This is a genomic window from Lysobacterales bacterium, assembly GCA_016721845.1.
Classification (GTDB): Bacteria; Pseudomonadota; Gammaproteobacteria; order Xanthomonadales; family Ahniellaceae; genus JADKHK01.
Map to the genome: position 1 here is coordinate 1,120,979 of JADKHK010000013.1, position 16,155 is coordinate 1,137,133.

Annotated in this window: 17 protein-coding genes and 1 tRNA gene; 8 read left to right on the forward strand and 10 right to left on the reverse strand. The window is 64.6% G+C overall.

What is annotated here, in order from left to right; genetic code table 11:
- Nucleotides 1-5: 5 nt before the first annotated feature.
- From IPP28_12435 to efp, 4 genes are read right to left on the reverse strand one after another with little or no spacing between them, the layout of a single operon-like run.
- A complete protein-coding gene (locus IPP28_12435) occupies nucleotides 6-677 on the reverse strand; it encodes an HAD-IA family hydrolase (protein ID MBL0041821.1) in 672 nt (223 codons plus the stop codon).
- Complete coding sequence (gene ubiG, locus IPP28_12440) at nucleotides 652-1,356, reverse strand: bifunctional 2-polyprenyl-6-hydroxyphenol methylase/3-demethylubiquinol 3-O-methyltransferase UbiG (GenBank protein ID MBL0041822.1); 705 nt, start codon at nucleotides 1,354-1,356, stop codon at nucleotides 652-654. Before ubiG ends, IPP28_12435 begins: the two co-directional genes overlap by 26 nt.
- Before the next feature lies 1 nt (nucleotide 1,357).
- Nucleotides 1,358-2,683 (reverse strand): TRZ/ATZ family hydrolase, encoded by a 1,326-nt coding sequence (locus IPP28_12445; GenBank protein ID MBL0041823.1) that lies wholly within the window; start codon nucleotides 2,681-2,683, stop codon nucleotides 1,358-1,360.
- A 19-nt stretch (nucleotides 2,684-2,702) separates the two neighbouring features.
- Nucleotides 2,703-3,269, reverse strand: a complete 567-nt coding sequence (gene efp / locus IPP28_12450) for an elongation factor P (protein ID MBL0041824.1) — start codon at nucleotides 3,267-3,269, stop codon at nucleotides 2,703-2,705.
- 103 nt (nucleotides 3,270-3,372) lie between these two features.
- Between efp and epmB the strand changes: the two genes are divergently transcribed.
- Both epmB and IPP28_12460 read left to right on the forward strand, forming a co-directional pair.
- Nucleotides 3,373-4,377 carry an EF-P beta-lysylation protein EpmB gene (gene epmB / locus IPP28_12455; GenBank protein ID MBL0041825.1) on the forward strand — a complete coding sequence of 335 codons (1,005 nt, stop codon included), beginning with the start codon at nucleotides 3,373-3,375 and terminating at the stop codon, nucleotides 4,375-4,377.
- Between the two features lie 88 nt (nucleotides 4,378-4,465).
- Nucleotides 4,466-6,538 (forward strand): EAL domain-containing protein, encoded by a 2,073-nt coding sequence (locus IPP28_12460; protein MBL0041826.1) that lies wholly within the window; start codon nucleotides 4,466-4,468, stop codon nucleotides 6,536-6,538.
- A gap of 64 nt (nucleotides 6,539-6,602) precedes the next feature.
- On the opposite strand, the gene IPP28_12465 is transcribed toward IPP28_12460, so the two are convergent.
- Nucleotides 6,603-7,406, reverse strand: coding sequence for a helix-turn-helix transcriptional regulator (locus IPP28_12465; protein ID MBL0041827.1), 804 nt, complete (start codon nucleotides 7,404-7,406; stop codon nucleotides 6,603-6,605).
- Between the two features lie 109 nt (nucleotides 7,407-7,515).
- On the opposite strand from IPP28_12465, the gene IPP28_12470 reads away from it, so the two are divergent.
- Together IPP28_12470 and IPP28_12475 are read left to right on the forward strand one after the other, a co-directional pair.
- Nucleotides 7,516-7,659, forward strand: a complete 144-nt coding sequence (locus IPP28_12470) for a hypothetical protein (GenBank protein MBL0041828.1) — start codon at nucleotides 7,516-7,518, stop codon at nucleotides 7,657-7,659.
- 78 nt (nucleotides 7,660-7,737) lie between these two features.
- Nucleotides 7,738-8,190, forward strand: coding sequence for a hypothetical protein (locus IPP28_12475; GenBank protein ID MBL0041829.1), 453 nt, complete (start codon nucleotides 7,738-7,740; stop codon nucleotides 8,188-8,190).
- Between the two features lie 15 nt (nucleotides 8,191-8,205).
- Here the strand turns inward: IPP28_12475 and htpX are convergent, their stop codons facing one another.
- The gene (htpX, locus tag IPP28_12480) at nucleotides 8,206-9,102 is read right to left on the reverse strand and encodes a protease HtpX (GenBank protein ID MBL0041830.1); all 897 of its coding nucleotides are present in this window, start codon (nucleotides 9,100-9,102) and stop codon (nucleotides 8,206-8,208) included.
- Between the two features lie 121 nt (nucleotides 9,103-9,223).
- Between htpX and gluQRS the strand changes: the two genes are divergently transcribed.
- From gluQRS to phbB (IPP28_12500), 4 genes are all read left to right on the forward strand, one after another.
- Nucleotides 9,224-10,099, forward strand: coding sequence for a tRNA glutamyl-Q(34) synthetase GluQRS (gene gluQRS / locus IPP28_12485; protein MBL0041831.1), 876 nt, complete (start codon nucleotides 9,224-9,226; stop codon nucleotides 10,097-10,099).
- 40 nt (nucleotides 10,100-10,139) lie between these two features.
- Nucleotides 10,140-10,880, forward strand: a complete 741-nt coding sequence (gene phbB / locus IPP28_12490) for an acetoacetyl-CoA reductase (GenBank protein ID MBL0041832.1) — start codon at nucleotides 10,140-10,142, stop codon at nucleotides 10,878-10,880.
- A gap of 82 nt (nucleotides 10,881-10,962) precedes the next feature.
- Nucleotides 10,963-11,448 carry a polyhydroxyalkanoate synthesis repressor PhaR gene (gene phaR / locus IPP28_12495; protein MBL0041833.1) on the forward strand — a complete coding sequence of 162 codons (486 nt, stop codon included), beginning with the start codon at nucleotides 10,963-10,965 and terminating at the stop codon, nucleotides 11,446-11,448.
- A gap of 98 nt (nucleotides 11,449-11,546) precedes the next feature.
- Nucleotides 11,547-12,293: an acetoacetyl-CoA reductase gene (phbB, locus tag IPP28_12500; GenBank protein MBL0041834.1), complete on the forward strand. Its 747-nt coding sequence runs from the start codon at nucleotides 11,547-11,549 to the stop codon at nucleotides 12,291-12,293.
- A 12-nt stretch (nucleotides 12,294-12,305) separates the two neighbouring features.
- Here phbB (IPP28_12500) and IPP28_12505 read toward each other — a convergent pair whose 3' ends face one another.
- The 4 genes from IPP28_12505 to IPP28_12520 all read right to left on the reverse strand — a co-directional run bounded on the left by IPP28_12505 (nucleotide 12,306) and on the right by IPP28_12520 (nucleotide 16,128).
- Complete coding sequence (locus IPP28_12505) at nucleotides 12,306-13,922, reverse strand: sulfotransferase (GenBank protein ID MBL0041835.1); 1,617 nt, start codon at nucleotides 13,920-13,922, stop codon at nucleotides 12,306-12,308.
- Between the two features lie 105 nt (nucleotides 13,923-14,027).
- Nucleotides 14,028-14,117 (reverse strand) — tRNA-Ser (locus IPP28_12510).
- A gap of 91 nt (nucleotides 14,118-14,208) precedes the next feature.
- Nucleotides 14,209-15,486 carry a serine--tRNA ligase gene (gene serS / locus IPP28_12515; protein ID MBL0041836.1) on the reverse strand — a complete coding sequence of 426 codons (1,278 nt, stop codon included), beginning with the start codon at nucleotides 15,484-15,486 and terminating at the stop codon, nucleotides 14,209-14,211.
- A 66-nt stretch (nucleotides 15,487-15,552) separates the two neighbouring features.
- Complete coding sequence (locus IPP28_12520) at nucleotides 15,553-16,128, reverse strand: hypothetical protein (GenBank protein MBL0041837.1); 576 nt, start codon at nucleotides 16,126-16,128, stop codon at nucleotides 15,553-15,555.
- Between the last annotated feature and the right edge of the window lie 27 nt (nucleotides 16,129-16,155).

A 16,155-nucleotide genomic window follows, 5' to 3' on the forward strand; every position in this document is an offset into this window, starting at 1 on the left:
CGCCATCAATCGAGATAAGCAATCAGTTCGTGCGCGCTGCGCACCAGCACATCCGCGCCCCAGCGGCGCGGATCGTCGCCGGCATCGATGTAACCGAAGGCGGCCGCGACGGTGCGCGTGCCGGCCGCTCGGCCCGCCTGGATATCGCGCAGGTCGTCGCCGAACATCCAGGCATCGGCCGGTGACACCGCCAGCTGTTTCAGGGCATGCAAGACCGGCGCCGGATGCGGCTTCTTCTCGGCCAGGGTATCGCCGCTGACGATGACCGCGAATTCGCGATGCAGATCGAGCGCGTCGAGCAAGGCATCGGTCAGCCAGCCGGGCTTGTTGGTGACGATGCCCAGCGCGATGCCCTGGACACGGCACACGGTCATCAGGTCCAGCATGCCGTCGAAGGGCCGTGTCGCAACTGCGATGTCGGCGCGATAGCGGTCGAGAAAAGGTTGCAAGCGCTGTTCGCGCGCAGCGTCGTCGAGATGCGGAAACGCCGCACGCAGGATGGCGCGACCGCCCTTCGACACGAACGGGCGCAAATCCGCCAGCGGCAGGGCGTCGAGACCATCGTCGGCACGCAACGCGTTGGCCGCGGCAATCATGTCCGGTGCGGTGTCGAGCAGGGTGCCGTCGAGATCGAACAGGAGCGCGCGCGTCTTAACCGGCAACGGACTTCTCCGCATGCGCGAGATAGTTCACGCCGACATCGCTGTTGCGCCAGGCCTTGCGCCGGAACGGGTCGTAGTGCAGACCTTCGAGCGTGCGCAGTTCGAAACCGGTCTGGCGCAACCCGGCCGCGAGTTCGCTGGGACGAATGAACATCGCATGTCGGTGGGTGCCCTTCGGCAACAGCTTCAGGACATGTTCGGCGGCGACAATGGCCAGCGCGAAGCTGCGCGGGTTGCGGTTGATGGTGGACAGAAACAGTTGCCCGCCCGGCTTCAGCAACGACGCGCAAGCCGCGAGGATGCGCTCCGGCTGCTCGACGTGCTCCAGCATTTCCATGCAGCAGATGGCATCGAAACTGCCCGGCATCTCGTTGGCGAGTTGCTCCGCATCGACATGGCGATACTGCGCCGCCGAGCCGGATTCGAGCGCATGCAGCCTGGCGATCTCGATCTGCTCGTTGGCCGCATCGATCCCGAGCACATCGGCACCTTCAGCCGCGAGGGCTTCGGTCAGGATGCCGCCGCCGCAACCGAGATCGAGCATGCGCGAACCCTTGAGCACGACACGCTCGCGCACGAAGGCGACACGTTGCGGGTTCAGTTCATGCAAGGCCCGCGACGGGCCCTCCGGGTCCCACCAGCGATGCGCCTGTTCATTGAATTTCGCGATCTCGCGCGGATCAGCCGTCTGCATCTCAATCCTTCCGGCGCATGCGCACGCCCCAGCTGCGGGCGGTTGCGGTCAATTGTTCGGTGTCGAAACCGGTCAGTCGTCCGCCATCGAGCTTGCGTTCGCCGCGCACCCAGACATCGCGCACGTCGCGACGATTGCCGGCGTAAACGATCTGCGAAATCGGATTGTAGACGGGCAAGGCATCGAACTCATCGAGCGCGATCAGGGTCAGGTCCGCATCCTTGCCGACCTCGATCGAACCGATGCGCTCGTCCCAACCGAGCGCCCGCGCGCCGCCCATGGTCGCCATATACAACGCTGACGCGGCATCGAGCGCGGCGGCATCCCGCGCTACCGCCTTGGCCAGTTGCGCCGCGGTCTTCATCTCGCCGATCAGATCGAGGTCGTTGTTGCTGGCGGCGCCATCGGTACCGAGCGCGATGTTCACGCCAGCGCGGCGCAGCGCCTCGATCGGCGCGAAGCCGCTGGCCAGCTTGAGATTCGATTCCGGACAATGCGCGATGCTGACACCGGCTTCCGCACACGCCGCGATCTCCGCTTCGGTCAGCTGCGTCATGTGGACCGCGATCAGGTTCCGGTTCACGAGGCCGAGCCGCTTCAGGCGCGAAAACGGCCGCTCCTTGTGCTGGCGCAACGCGTCTTCGACCTCGAATGCCGTCTCGTGCACATGGACGTGCACCGGGATGTCGAGTTGATCCGAATACATCCGGATCTTCTCGAAACTCGCGTCCGATACCGTGTACGGCGCATGCGGCGCCCAGCAGGTGCGCAACATCGACTCATGCTTGAGTTCGTCGGCAAGCGCCAAGCCCTTGTCGATGTATTCGTCGGCATGACTGGCCCAGGCCGACGGGAACTCGATGACCGTGAGCCCCACGGCCGCACGCAGGCCGACGCGCTTCAACGTGGCCGCGGCGACTTCCGGGAAGAAGTACATTTCGTTGACGCAGGTGACGCCGCCGCGGATCAGCTCTGCCGCCGCGATCAGGGTGCCGTCTGCGACCATCTCGGCACCGACGAACTTCGCTTCGGTCGGCCAGATGTGGTCCTGCAACCAGGACATCAGCGGCAGGTCGTCGGCGAGACCGCGCATCAACACCATCGCCGAATGGCAGTGGATATTGACCAGCCCGGGGATCAGCGCATGCCCCGGCCGCGAGACCACTTCGCGCGGCGCATAACGACGTCGGGCCTCGGCCCGGGGCAACACCGCGACGATGCGCCCCTGGTCGACCGCGACGGCGTGGTCGTCGAGGACGACGCCGTGCGGCTGCACCGGAATCACCCACTCGGCTTCGATCAGCAGGTCGACCGCGATCTTGTCCATGCGGGCTCCGGAGGACGACTTACTTGACGCGCGAGACGTATTCGCCGGTGCGGGTGTCGCACTTCAGCACTTCGCCGTTCTGCACGAACAGCGGCACGCGCACGACCGCGCCGGTTTCGAGCTTGGCGGGCTTGCCGCCGCCACCCGAGGTGTCGCCGCGCACGCCCGGGTCGGTCTCGACGATCTGCAATTCGACATAGGTCGGCGGGGTGACGACCAGCGGTGCGCCGTTCCACAGCGTGACCATGCACATCTCGTTGCCCTTCAGCCACTTCACGGCCTCGGTCATGGCCGATGCGTCAGCGCTGACCTGTTCGTGGCTGGTCGGGTCCATGAAGTGCCAGAACTCGCCATCGCCGTACAGGTATTCCATGTCCGTATCGATCACGTCCGCGCCCTCCAGCGAATCGGTCGCCTTCATCGTCATTTCAACGACACGGCCCGACTTGATGTTGCGGTACTTCACGCGGGTGAAGGCCTGGCCCTTGCCCGGCTTCACGTACTCGGTGGCGGTGATCACGCACGGATAACTGTCCACGATGATCTTCATGCCGTTCTTGACGTCGTTCATGCCGTAGCTGGCCATGCAAAGCTCCACTGCGAAGAGCCGCATCGGGAATGCGGCTAGAATGAGAAATCCCGAGAAATTCCGAAGGTCCGGACGCGCTGCGTCCGGCGACAGGGCGCGCATGATACCGATAACCCCGCTTTCCTTGCAGCCCAAGGGCTGGCAGCAGCTTTGGCGCGAGGCGGTGACCGACCCGTCCGAACTGCTGGCCATGCTCGGACTCGAACACCTGGCGCCACAGCTGGCGGCGGCTGGACAAGCCTTTCCGCTGCGTGTCCCGCGTGGCTATGTCGCGCGAATGCGCCATGGCGACCCGAACGACCCGCTGTTGCGCCAAGTGCTGCCCTTGGACGACGAAGACCGTATCGTGCCGGGCTTCAGCCTGGATGCGGTCGGCGATCTGGCGTCACGGGAAGCGCCTGGCCTGCTGCACAAGTACCGGGGACGCGCCCTGCTGATCACCACCGGCAGTTGCGCCATCCACTGCCGCTACTGCTTCCGCCGGCATTTCCCCTACGGCGAGGAACTGGCCGCACGTGGCCAGTGGCGCGATGCGGTGGCCGCCATCGCCGCGGATGAGTCGATCGACGAGGTCCTGCTCAGCGGCGGCGATCCCTGGTCGCTGTCGACTGCCAAACTGGGTGAACTGACCGACCAGCTTCGCGCCATTCCGCACCTGAAACGGTTGCGCATCCATACCCGTCTGCCGATTGTCCTGCCGGAACGGGTCGATCCCGAACTCTGCCGCTGGCTGGGTGAGCTGCCCTGGCCCGTGGCGGTGGTCGTACACGCCAACCATGCTCGCGAGATCGATCCCGCGGTCGCGACCGCGTTCGCCCGCCTGCGCGCGGCCGGCACGACCCTGCTGAACCAGAGCGTGCTGCTGGCCGGCGTGAACGATGAGGTCGAGACCCTGGCCGACCTGAGCGAATCCCTGTACGCCGCAGGCGTGCTGCCCTATTACCTGCACCTGCTCGATCGCGTGCAGGGCGCCGCACATTTCGAGGTCGAGGAAGCGCGGGCACTGGACCTGCAGGCGCGGCTGAGAGCGCGGCTGCCGGGCTATCTGCTGCCGAGACTGGTCCGCGAGATCGCCGGGGAACCGTCCAAAACGCCCGTGGGATGAATCCCGTCAAGCCCGTTCATCGGCAAAACGCTGGCCTCGGGCGGCGCGAATACGGTAAAAAGACAGTCCAGAGTGAACCGGGGATGTCATGGCGCCAAAGGATCAGGTCGTTCGGCTGCTGATGGTCGAAGACTCGATGGAAACCGCCGAGCAGCTGATCAGCGCGCTGCGCAACGGCGGTATTCCCGTGCGCCCGGTACGTGCCGAAACGGCCGAACAGCTGGCCGCACAGATCGAGGAACACACGCCGGACATCATTCTGGTCGACGCCGCGAACAAGTCACCGACGCTGATCGAGACCGTCGCCGCCGTGCGCAAGTCCAGCAAGGACATCCCGGTCGTCGCGCTGATCGCGGAAGTGACCGAGAAGACCGTCATCGACGCCACCCTGGCGGGCGCGCGTGCGTGTGCGCTGCAGTCGCGAGCTGATCACCTGCAGATGATCGTCAAGCGCGAGGTCGCCGACGTGACCACGCGGCGCGCCGTGCGTCGCCTCGAGACCAGCCTGCGCGAGGTCGAGAAGCGCTGCGACGCCCTGCTCGATTCGTCGCGCGAACCGATCGCCTTCGTCCATGAAGGCATGCACGTGCGCGCCAACAAGGCCTACCTCGAAATGTTCGGCTACGAGGACTTCGAGGAAATCGAAGGCACGCCGATTCTCGACATGATCGCCGGCGACGCCGCCGACGGCTTCAAGATCCTGTTGCGCAAGATGTCCAAGGGCGACAAGCCGCCGGAGCGTCTGGAAATCAAGGCCAGCCGCAACGATGGCGCGGTGTTCGATGCGATCATGCAATTCGACGAGGCGACGTTCGAAGGCGAACCCTGCACCCAGATCACGTTCCGCAGCCAGGAAATCAATGCGGAACAGGCCGCCGAGCTCGATCGCCTGCGCTCCCAGGACCTGGTCACCGGGCTGTACAACCGTGTCAGCTTCCTGGCGGAACTCGACAAGGTCGCGGCCGAGGCTGCGGCCGGAAAATCGGATCTCACCCTGTTCTTCATCGAGCCGGACAACTTCCGCAAGGTCCTCGACACGGTGGGCATCGGCAATGCCGACCTGCTGCTCGCCGACATGGCCAAGATGCTGAAGTCGCAGTTGCGCGCCCACGACATCCCGGCCCGCATCGGCGAATTCAATTTCGGTGCGATCCTCCCAAGGCTGTCGCACGAGAAGGCCGAACTGGTCGCCGACAGCTTGCGCAAGGCCTTCGAAGAGCACGTATTCGAGTTGAACGGCAAGTCGGTGAACCTGACGATCAGCAACGGCGTCGTGTTCATCGGCGAAAAGATCGCGAATACCCAGAGCATGCTGTCCGAGGCGACCGGCGCACTGAAGTCGGCACAGGGCGAAGGTGGCAATCGCTACACCGTGTTCGATCCGGCAGCGCAGGACAAGGCCGACGCCGAGAAACAGCGCGCCTGGCTGAACCTGGTCAAGGATGCGCTCGCGCACGATGGCTTCACGCTGTATTTCCAGCCGATCATCAGCCTGATGGGCGAGGAAGGCGAGTTCTACGAGATCCTGTTGCGCCTGAACAGCCCGAAAGGCGAGATCTCGCCCGGGCATTTCCTGCCGATCGCCGAGAAGCACGGCCTGATGCCGGCGATCGATCGCTGGGTGATCGCCAAGGCCATTCGCACAGTCGCCGAACGCGAGCGCGAAGGCCGCAAATGCACCTTCTTCATCAAGACCACGCCGCACACGATGGAAGACCCGGCCATCCTGCCGTGGATCGCGACGCAGCTTCAGGCGGCCCGCCTGCGCGGCGACGCGCTGGTGTTCGAGGCACCGGAGAGCAAGGTCGTCACCAACCTGAAGGCGGCGCGCACGTTCCAGAAGGGGCTGGAGCAGTTCCACGCGCATTTCGCGATCGAGCAGTTCGGATCAGGCCTGAATTCGATGCAGCTGCTCAAGCACGTCGATGCGAAATACCTGAAGATCGATCGCACCTACATGGCCGAATTGCCGAAGAACAAGGACAACCAGGCCAAGGTCAAGGAAATCGCCGACCAGGCGCGCGGCATGGACAAGATGACCGTGGCCGAATTCGTCGAAGACGCGGCGTCGATGTCGATCCTGTTCTCCTGTGGCGTCAACTTCGTGCAGGGCAATTTCCTCCAGGAGCCCGAGAAGGTGATGTCCTACGACTTCGGGTGATTCCGCAGGCGCGATCGGTGACTCGCTGACGTCGCCGACGCCACGAACCCGGTCCCGCCGTCATTCATCGACAGCCCTGCCGCTCGAACCCCAACATCGTCGGCGCAATCCCGAAGACCCGTCGGCACGTCCGCGTGAAGTGCGCCGCATCGGCGAAACCTGCGTCCTGGGCGGCTTTGGTCCAGGACAGGCCGCGGTGTGCGGCGGCGATGGCGTGTTCGGCACGGGCCCACAGCAACCAGGCACGGAAGGACGTGCCAGTCTGGGCGACGAAGAGGTGTCGGAATCGGCCGGGAGAAAGGTGCACGCGGGTTGCGACGTCGTCGAGCCGCAGCGTGGTCGCGAGATGTTGATGCATCCAGCGGATTGCGGCGGTGATGCGCGGATCGGAGCTCGGTGCGGTACGTGAGTCGCCAGCGATGCGGCAGATTGCGGCGCGCGCGAACTGAGCGAGGCGCTCATCGGATGCGTCAGACAGGAATTCGTCGCGCAGACCGGAAGCACTCGCGCCGGATTCGGATTCGGAAAGCAGGCTGACGTCGCGTCCACCGAAGCGTTCGCGCAATGCGGCGCCGGGCCTCGAATTCGGCTCGACGAACAGGGTCGCGAGCGTCCCGTCGCAGCCATCGAGCTCATGCGGCTGGTCAGCCATCACGACCATGCCCAGCGCCATCCGCGATTCGGGCCACGATGTCGCGCGCACACGGAATGGCCCCGCGAGGGACAGGGAAATCTGGATGGCGTGGTGCGCGTGCGGCGGGACTCGTCCGACGTGGCGCCCAACCCACACGCTGCCGCCCGGCCAGACCAGCACGCGTCCGATGCCGGCGAGCGATCGCTTCGACGTGGCGTTGGCGACTTCAGTCATCGCGGGAGTTCCCGAGGTCAGCCCGAATATTCAAGACCCAGGCGCCAAGAGTGCCCAAACTTCTCGCCACTGGCCACTTCGGCCAGCACCCACCGACCAAGGAAACGCGATGAACACCGATATCCAGACCTGCAACTGCAACCCCTGCGTCGGCGCCGCCTGCACCTGCGGTTGCCAGACCCCGAATCCGCAGCCGTCGACCTGCGGTTGCGGCTGCCAGCAAGGCAAGGGTTGCGACTGCGGCACGCGCTGAACCCCCGAGGCCGCTGCCCCTGCGAGCGGGGCAGCGCCCCGGTCACCGATCCAGCGTCAGACCATCGTGGAGTCCGTCATGGCCTATCTCGTCGGCATCATCCTCGCGATCCTCGTCGCGGCATTCGCGCGCTGCGTCGGCCTCGATCGCGACCGCGCGTTCTATCCCACCGTGCTCGTCGTCGTCGCCTCGTACTACGACCTCTATGCGGTCATCGGCGGTTCGATGTCGGTGCTCGCCGCGGAACTCGCCGTCACCTGCATCTTTCTTGCCGTCGTCGTCGTGGGCTTCAAGCGCGACCTGCGCATCGTCGCCGCCGGACTCGTCGGACACGGGCTGTTCGATCTCGTGCATGGCCACCTGATCGACAATCCGGGCTTGCCTGCGTTCTGGCCAGCGTTCTGCATGTCGTATGACCTGGTGGCCGGAGGCCTGCTGTTCTGGATGCTGCGACCACATCGGCCAATGCGCGCCTCAAGCCGCGGGTCCTCGCGCAACGGCGCGCGAGAACCCGGCGTCGCGGCGCGATGACCGCGAGATCAGGACCTATCCGACCACGTTCGTGCGCGGCATCTGCTCCAGCGCGGCAATGCGATCGGCGATCGGCGGATGCGTCAGGAACAGCGCACGCAGACCGCCGGCCTTGCCGCCGGAAATGCCGAAGGCTTTCACTTCGTCCGGCAGCACATGGTCGTTCGGATCGCCGGCCAGTCGACGCAAGGCCGAGACCATGCTGTCGCGCCCGGCCAGGCTGGCGCCACCGGCATCGGCACGGAATTCGCGGCGACGCGAGAACCACATGACGATGATCGATGCGACCAGGCCAAGTGCGATCTGCAGCGCCATGTAGACCACGGTATGCACGATCGAATCGACCACGCCCGGACCGTCGTCGTCGCCGCGGCGCAAGGCCGAGCTGACGATCGATGCGACGATGTTGCTGATGAAGACCACGAACGTGTTCAGTACGCCCTGAATCAGGGCCAGGGTCACCATGTCGCCATTCGCGACATGCGATACCTCATGCGCGAGGACCGCTTCGACTTCGCGCCGCTGCATTTGCCGAAGCAGTCCGGTGCTGACCGCGACCAGCGCGTCATTGCGATTCCAGCCGGTCGCGAACGCATTCATTTCCGGCGCCTCGTAGATCGCCACCTCCGGCATGCCGATGCCGGCCTGTTCGGCCTGGCGGCGAACCGTGGACAACAACCAGGCTTCGGCTTCGCTGCGCGGCTCGGTGATGACCTGCGCGCCCGTGCTGCGCTTGGCCATCCACTTCGACACGAACAGCGAAATGAACGAGCCGGTCATGCCGATCACCGCGGACATCGCCAGCAACCCGGTCAGACTGCCGTTGCGATTGAGCCCGAAGACCGAGCCGAGCAGGCCCAACAGCACCATGATGGCGAGATTGGTGCCGACGAAGAGTGCGATGCGTAACATGCGAGGTTTCCGTGGCTGACTGCCGACATCGGCATTGCCGCACATACTGCGGCTTCCGCGGAAGGATTCAAGCGCTTCCTGCACCTGCGCCTGGCAATCGTCGTGATGGAGACGTGAACAGATGAGCGACTACCGCGGACGCTTCGCCCCCTCGCCCACTGGCGACCTGCACTTCGGGTCCCTGGTGGCGGCAGTGGGGAGCTGGCTGCGCGCCCGCGCCAAAGGCGGCGTCTGGTTGGTCAGGATCGAGGACCTCGACCCGCCGCGCGAAGTGGCCGGAGCAGCCGAGCGCATCCTCGCGACGCTGCAAGCCTTCGGCATGGCGCCGGACGAGGCGGTCGTCGCCCAAAGCCGGCGCCATGTTCACTACGCAGCAGCCTTGGACCAATTGATCAAGCGCGGGCTCGCGTTTCCCTGCTGCTGCAGTCGCAAGCAGCTGGAAGCGTCGGGTGGATTGCATCGTGCGCCCTGTGCGCGACCGGCGTCCGGCGTGCCGTGTGCGTGGCGCGCCCGCGTCCCGGACCTCGACGTCGCATTCGACGACGCCGTGGTCGGGCGCTATGCCCAGTCGCTGCGACAAGACGTCGGCGACTTCGTGCTGAAGCGCATCGACGGCCTGTATGCCTACCAGCTTGCCGTCGTGGTCGACGATGCCGCGCAGGCGATCAGCGAGGTCGTTCGCGGCGCCGACCTGCTGGACTCGACGCCACGCCAGATCTGGTTGCAGCGTGCGCTGGACTTGCCGACACCGGCCTACCTTCACCTGCCGCTGGTGCTGGATGAACATGGCCACAAGCTGGGCAAGTCGCACGCCAGCATGCCGGTCGACGCCACCGATCCGTTGCCGGCACTACGTGCGGCACTGCGCTTCCTTGGCCAGCCCGAACATCCCGATTGCCATAGCGTCGCTGCACTGTTGAGGTGCGCTGCAACATCGTTCGATGTCGCGAAAATACCTGCGTCCATACCCTCCCGCATCGCCGGACGCAGCGACTAGAATCCTCGCGTTACCGCAGCGGCGGACAATGGAGAAGCACATGACGCAACGTATTGCACTCGTCACCGGCGGCACCGGCGGCATCGGAACGGCGATCTGCCAGCGCCTGTCCAAACTCGGCCATCGCGTCGCCACGAACTATCGCGACGAAACCCGCGCCCGTGCCTGGCAGGATGAACAGAAGCGCCTCGGCTACGACTTCGCGATCGCGCCCGGCGACGTGTCCGATGCGACCGCGGCGGCGGACATGGTCAAGGCGATCGAGGCACAACTGGGTGCCATCGATATCCTCGTCAACAACGCCGGCATCACGCGCGATACGACCTTCCATCGCATGAGCGCGTTGCAGTGGCACGAGGTGATCAATTCCAACCTGAACTCCTGCTACAACGTGACGCGAGCGGTGATCGAAGGCATGCGCACGCGCCAGTGGGGCCGCATCGTGCAGATCTCCTCGATCAACGGCCAAAAGGGCCAGTATGGCCAGGCCAACTATGCGGCCGCCAAGGCCGGCATGCACGGTTTCACCATCTCGCTGGCACAGGAAAGCGCGAAGTTCGGCATCACCGTGAATACGGTTTCGCCCGGCTATGTCGCGACCGACATGGTCATGGCCGTGCCCGAGGAAGTGCGCGCCAAGATCGTCGCGCAGATTCCGACCGGACGTCTCGGCAAGCCCGAGGAAATCGCCTACGCCGTGTCCTTCCTGATCAACGAGGAAGCGGCCTGGATCACGGGTGCCAACCTGTCGATCAACGGCGGCCACTACATGGGTTGGTGACCCGATCTGAATCTTTGTGCCGCGTACCGGATTCTTGATCTGCATCTGGTGCGCCGCACAAGGCTTCTGCTAGTTTCGGACCATGACCAAAAGCCCGCGCATCATCAAGAAGTATCCGAATCGCCGGTTGTACGACACCGAGATCTCGAGCTACATCACCGTCGACGAAGTGCGTCAGCTCGTCGTCGATGGCGAGGACTTCGAAGTCCGCGATGCCAAGACCGGCGACGACCTGACCCGCACCGTCTTGCTGCAGATCATCAGCGAGCACGAAGACAAGGGCCAGCCGCTGTTCAGTACCAAGCTGCTGTCGCAGTTCATCCGTTTCTACGGCGACTCGATGCAGGGCTTCATGGGCAGCTACCTCGAACGCAGCATGCAGGTCTTTCTCGATCAGCAGGGCCAGTTCCGCAGCCAGATGAACAACATCCTCGGGCAGACGCCGTGGTCGGTCCTGAACGACATGACCGAGCGCAACCTCGAACTGTGGAAGCAGATGCAGTCGAAATTCATCGGTGACGCGGCGGCAGCCAAGGCAGCACCGAAACCAGGCGACAAAAAGCGCTGATTTTCAATCCGGCACAGCCACTGGCCGTTCGTCGTATGGATTTTTCTGCGGCGCAGCAATAAATTCCGGTTTCTCGAATCATTTCAGGGGCTCAACTCATGTCGCAGCGCGTCGCCATTGTCACGGGTGGTATCGGCGGTCTCGGTTCGGCGATCTGCCGCAAACTGGCCGAATCCGGCCGCACGGTCATCGCCGCCGATCTCGGTGCACGCGAAGATCGCATCGCCGAATTCCGCGCCGAGATGGCCGACCTCGGCGACCGGGTACAGTTCGAAGCCTTGAATGTCGCGGACGAAGCCTCCTGCAACGATCTGGTCGCCCGCGTGGTTGCGAAGCACGGCCGCGTCGACGTACTCGTGAATGCCGCCGGCATCACCCGCGACACCACGCTGCGCAAGATGACGACGGCACAGTGGCAGGACCTGATGCGGGTGAACCTGGACGGCGTGTTCCACATGAGCCGCGCTGTCGTCGAAGGCATGTGCGAACGCGGTTTCGGGCGCATCGTCAACATCTCGTCGGTGAACGGCCAGACCGGCCAGTTCGGGCAGACCAATTACTCGGCATCGAAAGCCGGACTGCATGGTTTCACGATGGCGCTGGCCCGCGAGGTCGCGCGCAAGGGTGTCACCGTGAATTCGGTGTCGCCGGGCTATTGCCGCACTGCGATGGTGATGTCGATCCCGGACAACATCCGCGAACAGATCATCAGCCAGATTCCCGTGGGCCGCATTGGGGAACCCAGCGACATCGCCCGCGCGGTCGATTTCCTCGCGGCCGAGGACGCCGGTTTCCTGACGGGCGTGAACCTGCCGGTCAATGGCGGACTCTTCATCAGCTTCTGACCCCGCCCGGGATCAGTCGCGCGAGATCAGTCCGGCTTCGATCAGTCGCTCGCGCATCGGCGCGACATGTGCGGCGTAGGGCTGCCAGGCGCCGACGCCGCGGCCGTGAATGCGCTCTAGCCCCTGCACGATATTGGGGGTCGCGACCGCCTTGTCGTTGCCGTACGGATCTTCCGCGCCGTTGACCCAGTCGAGTCCGCAGAATCGGTACAACGCGCGCGTGACCAGTCCCGGGACGCTGACCAATTGCTCGTATCGGAGCGGAAACACGCGCTTCGGCAAGGCCGACTCGCAGCGGCGCATCCAGCCGGCATAGCGGATGCAATGTGCAGCGATCGCCTGCTGATCATAGGCATACGGGTAGATCGCACCGAACAACTCGCTCCAGATGCCGAAGCAGGTATCGAGCGGATCGCGCACCACATGCACGATGCGCGCCTCCGGCAAGGCCGCAGCGATCGCATGCACGTAGAAGGTGTTGCCGGGCAACTGGTCGGTAACGAACCCGCCGCTGCCGAATCGTTCGCGCAGACGCTCGCGATAGGCGTTTCCGACACGCTGCCAGTCGACTTCGCCGAGACGCGCCGCAATCCGCAGGTCCATGAACGCGGCGGCTTCGATGCCGAGTTCGCGCTTGACGCTGACATTGAAGTCCTGCAACTCGCCGCCCAGGCGCACGTCCGGATGATTGCCGAGCAAGCGCTCGACCAGACTGGCGCCGGAACGCGGCATGCCGAGCACGAAGATCGGCACCGGTGCTTCGGCGCGCGTCGCCGCGACATCCGGCGCAATCGAACTCAACAGCGTATCCGCGTGCTTGTCCAGAAGAGCGAAGAGTTCGCCCTCCCGGGAAGAATCGAAACGCACGATCCCGCGCATGGTGCTGTTCGCGTTTGCCAACGCCTGTGCGGCGGCCAGGTACTGTCCGGCGCGATCGAGTTCCTTGAACAAGGCGTTGTCGAGTATTGCCATCGGCTCGCTGTCGGGGACGAGCAGCACGCGCGCCGCTTCCAGACGCGCGATCCGGCCAGCGTCCGACGGCGTCTGCGCCAAGTCGGCCATTGCCCAATGCGCCTTGGCGAAATCGGGAGCGAGTTCGATCGCGCGCTCGAATTGGACTCGTGCTTCATCCACTTGGCCCAGCACCCGCAGCGCCGTACCGTGGTTGAAATGGAGGGTCGGGTTGGCGGCATCGATCGCGATCGCCTGCGCGAACAACGGCAATGCCGCAGCCGCGTCGCCGAACTGGGTCAGCACCGTTGCGACGCGATCGATCAGCGGCACGTCATCCATCGGCAGGCTCGCCGCTTTTCGCACCGCGAGCAGGGCGAGATGCGCATCGCCGCGCAACATGTGGCAGCGCGCCAGGTGCGCGAAGACTTCCGGTCGATCCGGCTCAAGTGCCGCCGCGCGTGTGGCACTGGCCACGGCGTCCAGCAGCCGCGCTTCTGCCGCTTCGGCCAGCGAACGGTAGAACCACCCGAGTCCGAACTGCGGAAATTGCCGAGTCAGCGTTTCGGCCACAACGCTGGCCGCCAGCGAATTTCCCTGATCCAGGTAATTGCGCGCCCGGCGCAGTTCACGCTGGATGCGGATGACATTCGGCGGCACGGCTACGGTCGATGTCATGGCGGGTCGTGATGAACTCGAACACTCGGCATCGGAGCATACAATACGCCGAACATCGCCCTCGTCATCTTTTCCCGTTCATTAACAATGCGATACGCAAACATCTGGCGGATGGAGTGGGATTCGAACCCACGGTGACATCGCTGCCACGCCGGTTTTCAAGACCGGTGCCTTAAACCGCTCGGCCATCCATCCGTATCGATTGTCCCGCACCCTGCCCGCTTACCGCTGACGCGCGGCGAGGGGCGGATGCGAGGAAGTTTAGCTGATCGTGTTGCGGTAACGATCAGGCGATGACGTCCACGCCGCCCATGTACGGGCGCAGCACGTCCGGAATCGCGATCGAACCATCCTCGTTCTGGTAGTTCTCGATGACGGCGATCATCGCGCGGCCGACGGCGACGCCGGAGCCGTTGAGCGTGTGCACAAGTTCGGGCTTGCCGGTCTCGGGGTTGCGCCAGCGCGCCTGCATGCGGCGCGCCTGGAAGCTTTCGCAATTCGAGCAGGAACTGATTTCACGGTACTTGTTTTCCGAGGGCAGCCAGACTTCAAGGTCATAGGTCTTGGTGGCGCCGAAACCCATGTCGCCGGTGCACAGCAGCATGCGGCGATACGGCAGCCCGAGTTTTTCCAGCACCACTTCCGCGCAGCGCGTCATCCGTTCGTGTTCGTCGTAGCTTTGCGCCGGCGTGGTGACGCTGACCAGTTCGACCTTTTCGAACTGGTGCTGGCGGATCATGCCGCGGGTGTCGCGACCGGCGGAACCGGCCTCGGCGCGGAAGCACATCGAATGCGCGGTCATGCGCAGCGGCAGCGTTTCCGCGGCGACGATCTCGTCGCGCACGATGTTGGTCAACGGCACTTCCGAGGTCGGAATAAGGTAGCGGCGATCTTCGCCCGCGGTCGCGAACAGGTCTTCCTCGAACTTGGGCAACTGGCCGGTGCCGCGCATGCTGGCGGCGTTGACCATCAGCGGCACATTGGTTTCGAGATAGCCGTGTTCCTGCGTATGCAGGTCGAGCATGAACTGCGCCAGCGCGCGATGCAGGCGCGCAAGTTCGCCGCGCAGCACGGTGAAACGCGCGCCGGACAATTTCGCCGCGGTCTCGGCATCGAGCCAGCCCTTGCGCGCGCCGAGATCGACATGATCCTTCGGCGTGAATGCGAACTGGCGCGGCGTGCCCCAGCGGTGCTGCTCGGCATTGCCGTGCTCGTCCGCGGCGGTCGGCACCGACTCGTGCGGGATGTTCGGCACGTTCAGCGCCAGCGTCTCGATTTCCGCCAGCAGTTCGGCCTGGCGCAGCTCGCTCGCCTTCAGCTCGTCGCCGATATTCGCGACTTCGGCCATCAGCGCCGCGGTGTCCTCGCCCTTGCCCTTGGCGATACCGATCGCTTTCGAACGCGTGTTGCGCAGGTTCTGCAGTTCCTGCGTGCGGGTCTGGATGCGCTTGCGTTCGGCCTCGACCGCTTCGAAGGCGGCAACGTCGATGACGAAGCCGCGTTTGGCAAGCAGCAAGGCCGCGGTGTCGGCCAGTTTGTTGCGGAACAGGACGGGGTCGAGCATGGCGAATCCCATGAAAAAGGCCGCGGATTATATCGTCCGCGGCCCGGGTTCCGCGCAGCCAACTTCCTAGCCGTTTGCGGGTTTCACAAGTTTGGCGAGGATCAAGCCCGCCAGCAACGCGCCCACCCCGTGCTCCAGCGCGCCGACGAAGGCGAAATTGCGCGGGAAGTAGTACCAGGTGAATTGCGGTACCGAGATCGACAGCCACGCGAACAGGCCGATGACCGTCGCGACACCGACGCGCTTCGCATAGCTGCCGGGCACCGCGCCCAGCACGACGGCAAGCAGGAAGGCCGCGATCGTCGACGTCAGCAACTGGTGCAAGATCTGCGGACCCATCGCGGCCGGATCGCCCGGAAGTCCGTTCGCCTTGTAGACCACCCATGCATACGGGCCGGTCTTGGCCTTTTCTGCCCAAGCCTTCGCGGCGGCCTCGTCGCCATGGTCCACGAGGTTCATGCTGGGCAGGATGTAGATGCCATCGCCCTGGGTAAACTCGGCCTTCATCGCCGCCATCACCGCCTGTTCGCCAGCTACTTCGTTCTTGAAATCCACGGTGCCGAACGGCGTCAGCATGTGGAACACCGCACCCCACATCCACACCACAATGCCCGCGAGCACCGCGGCCAGCAGCTTCCTCATGTCGATCTCCCCCATCGAGCGCAAATC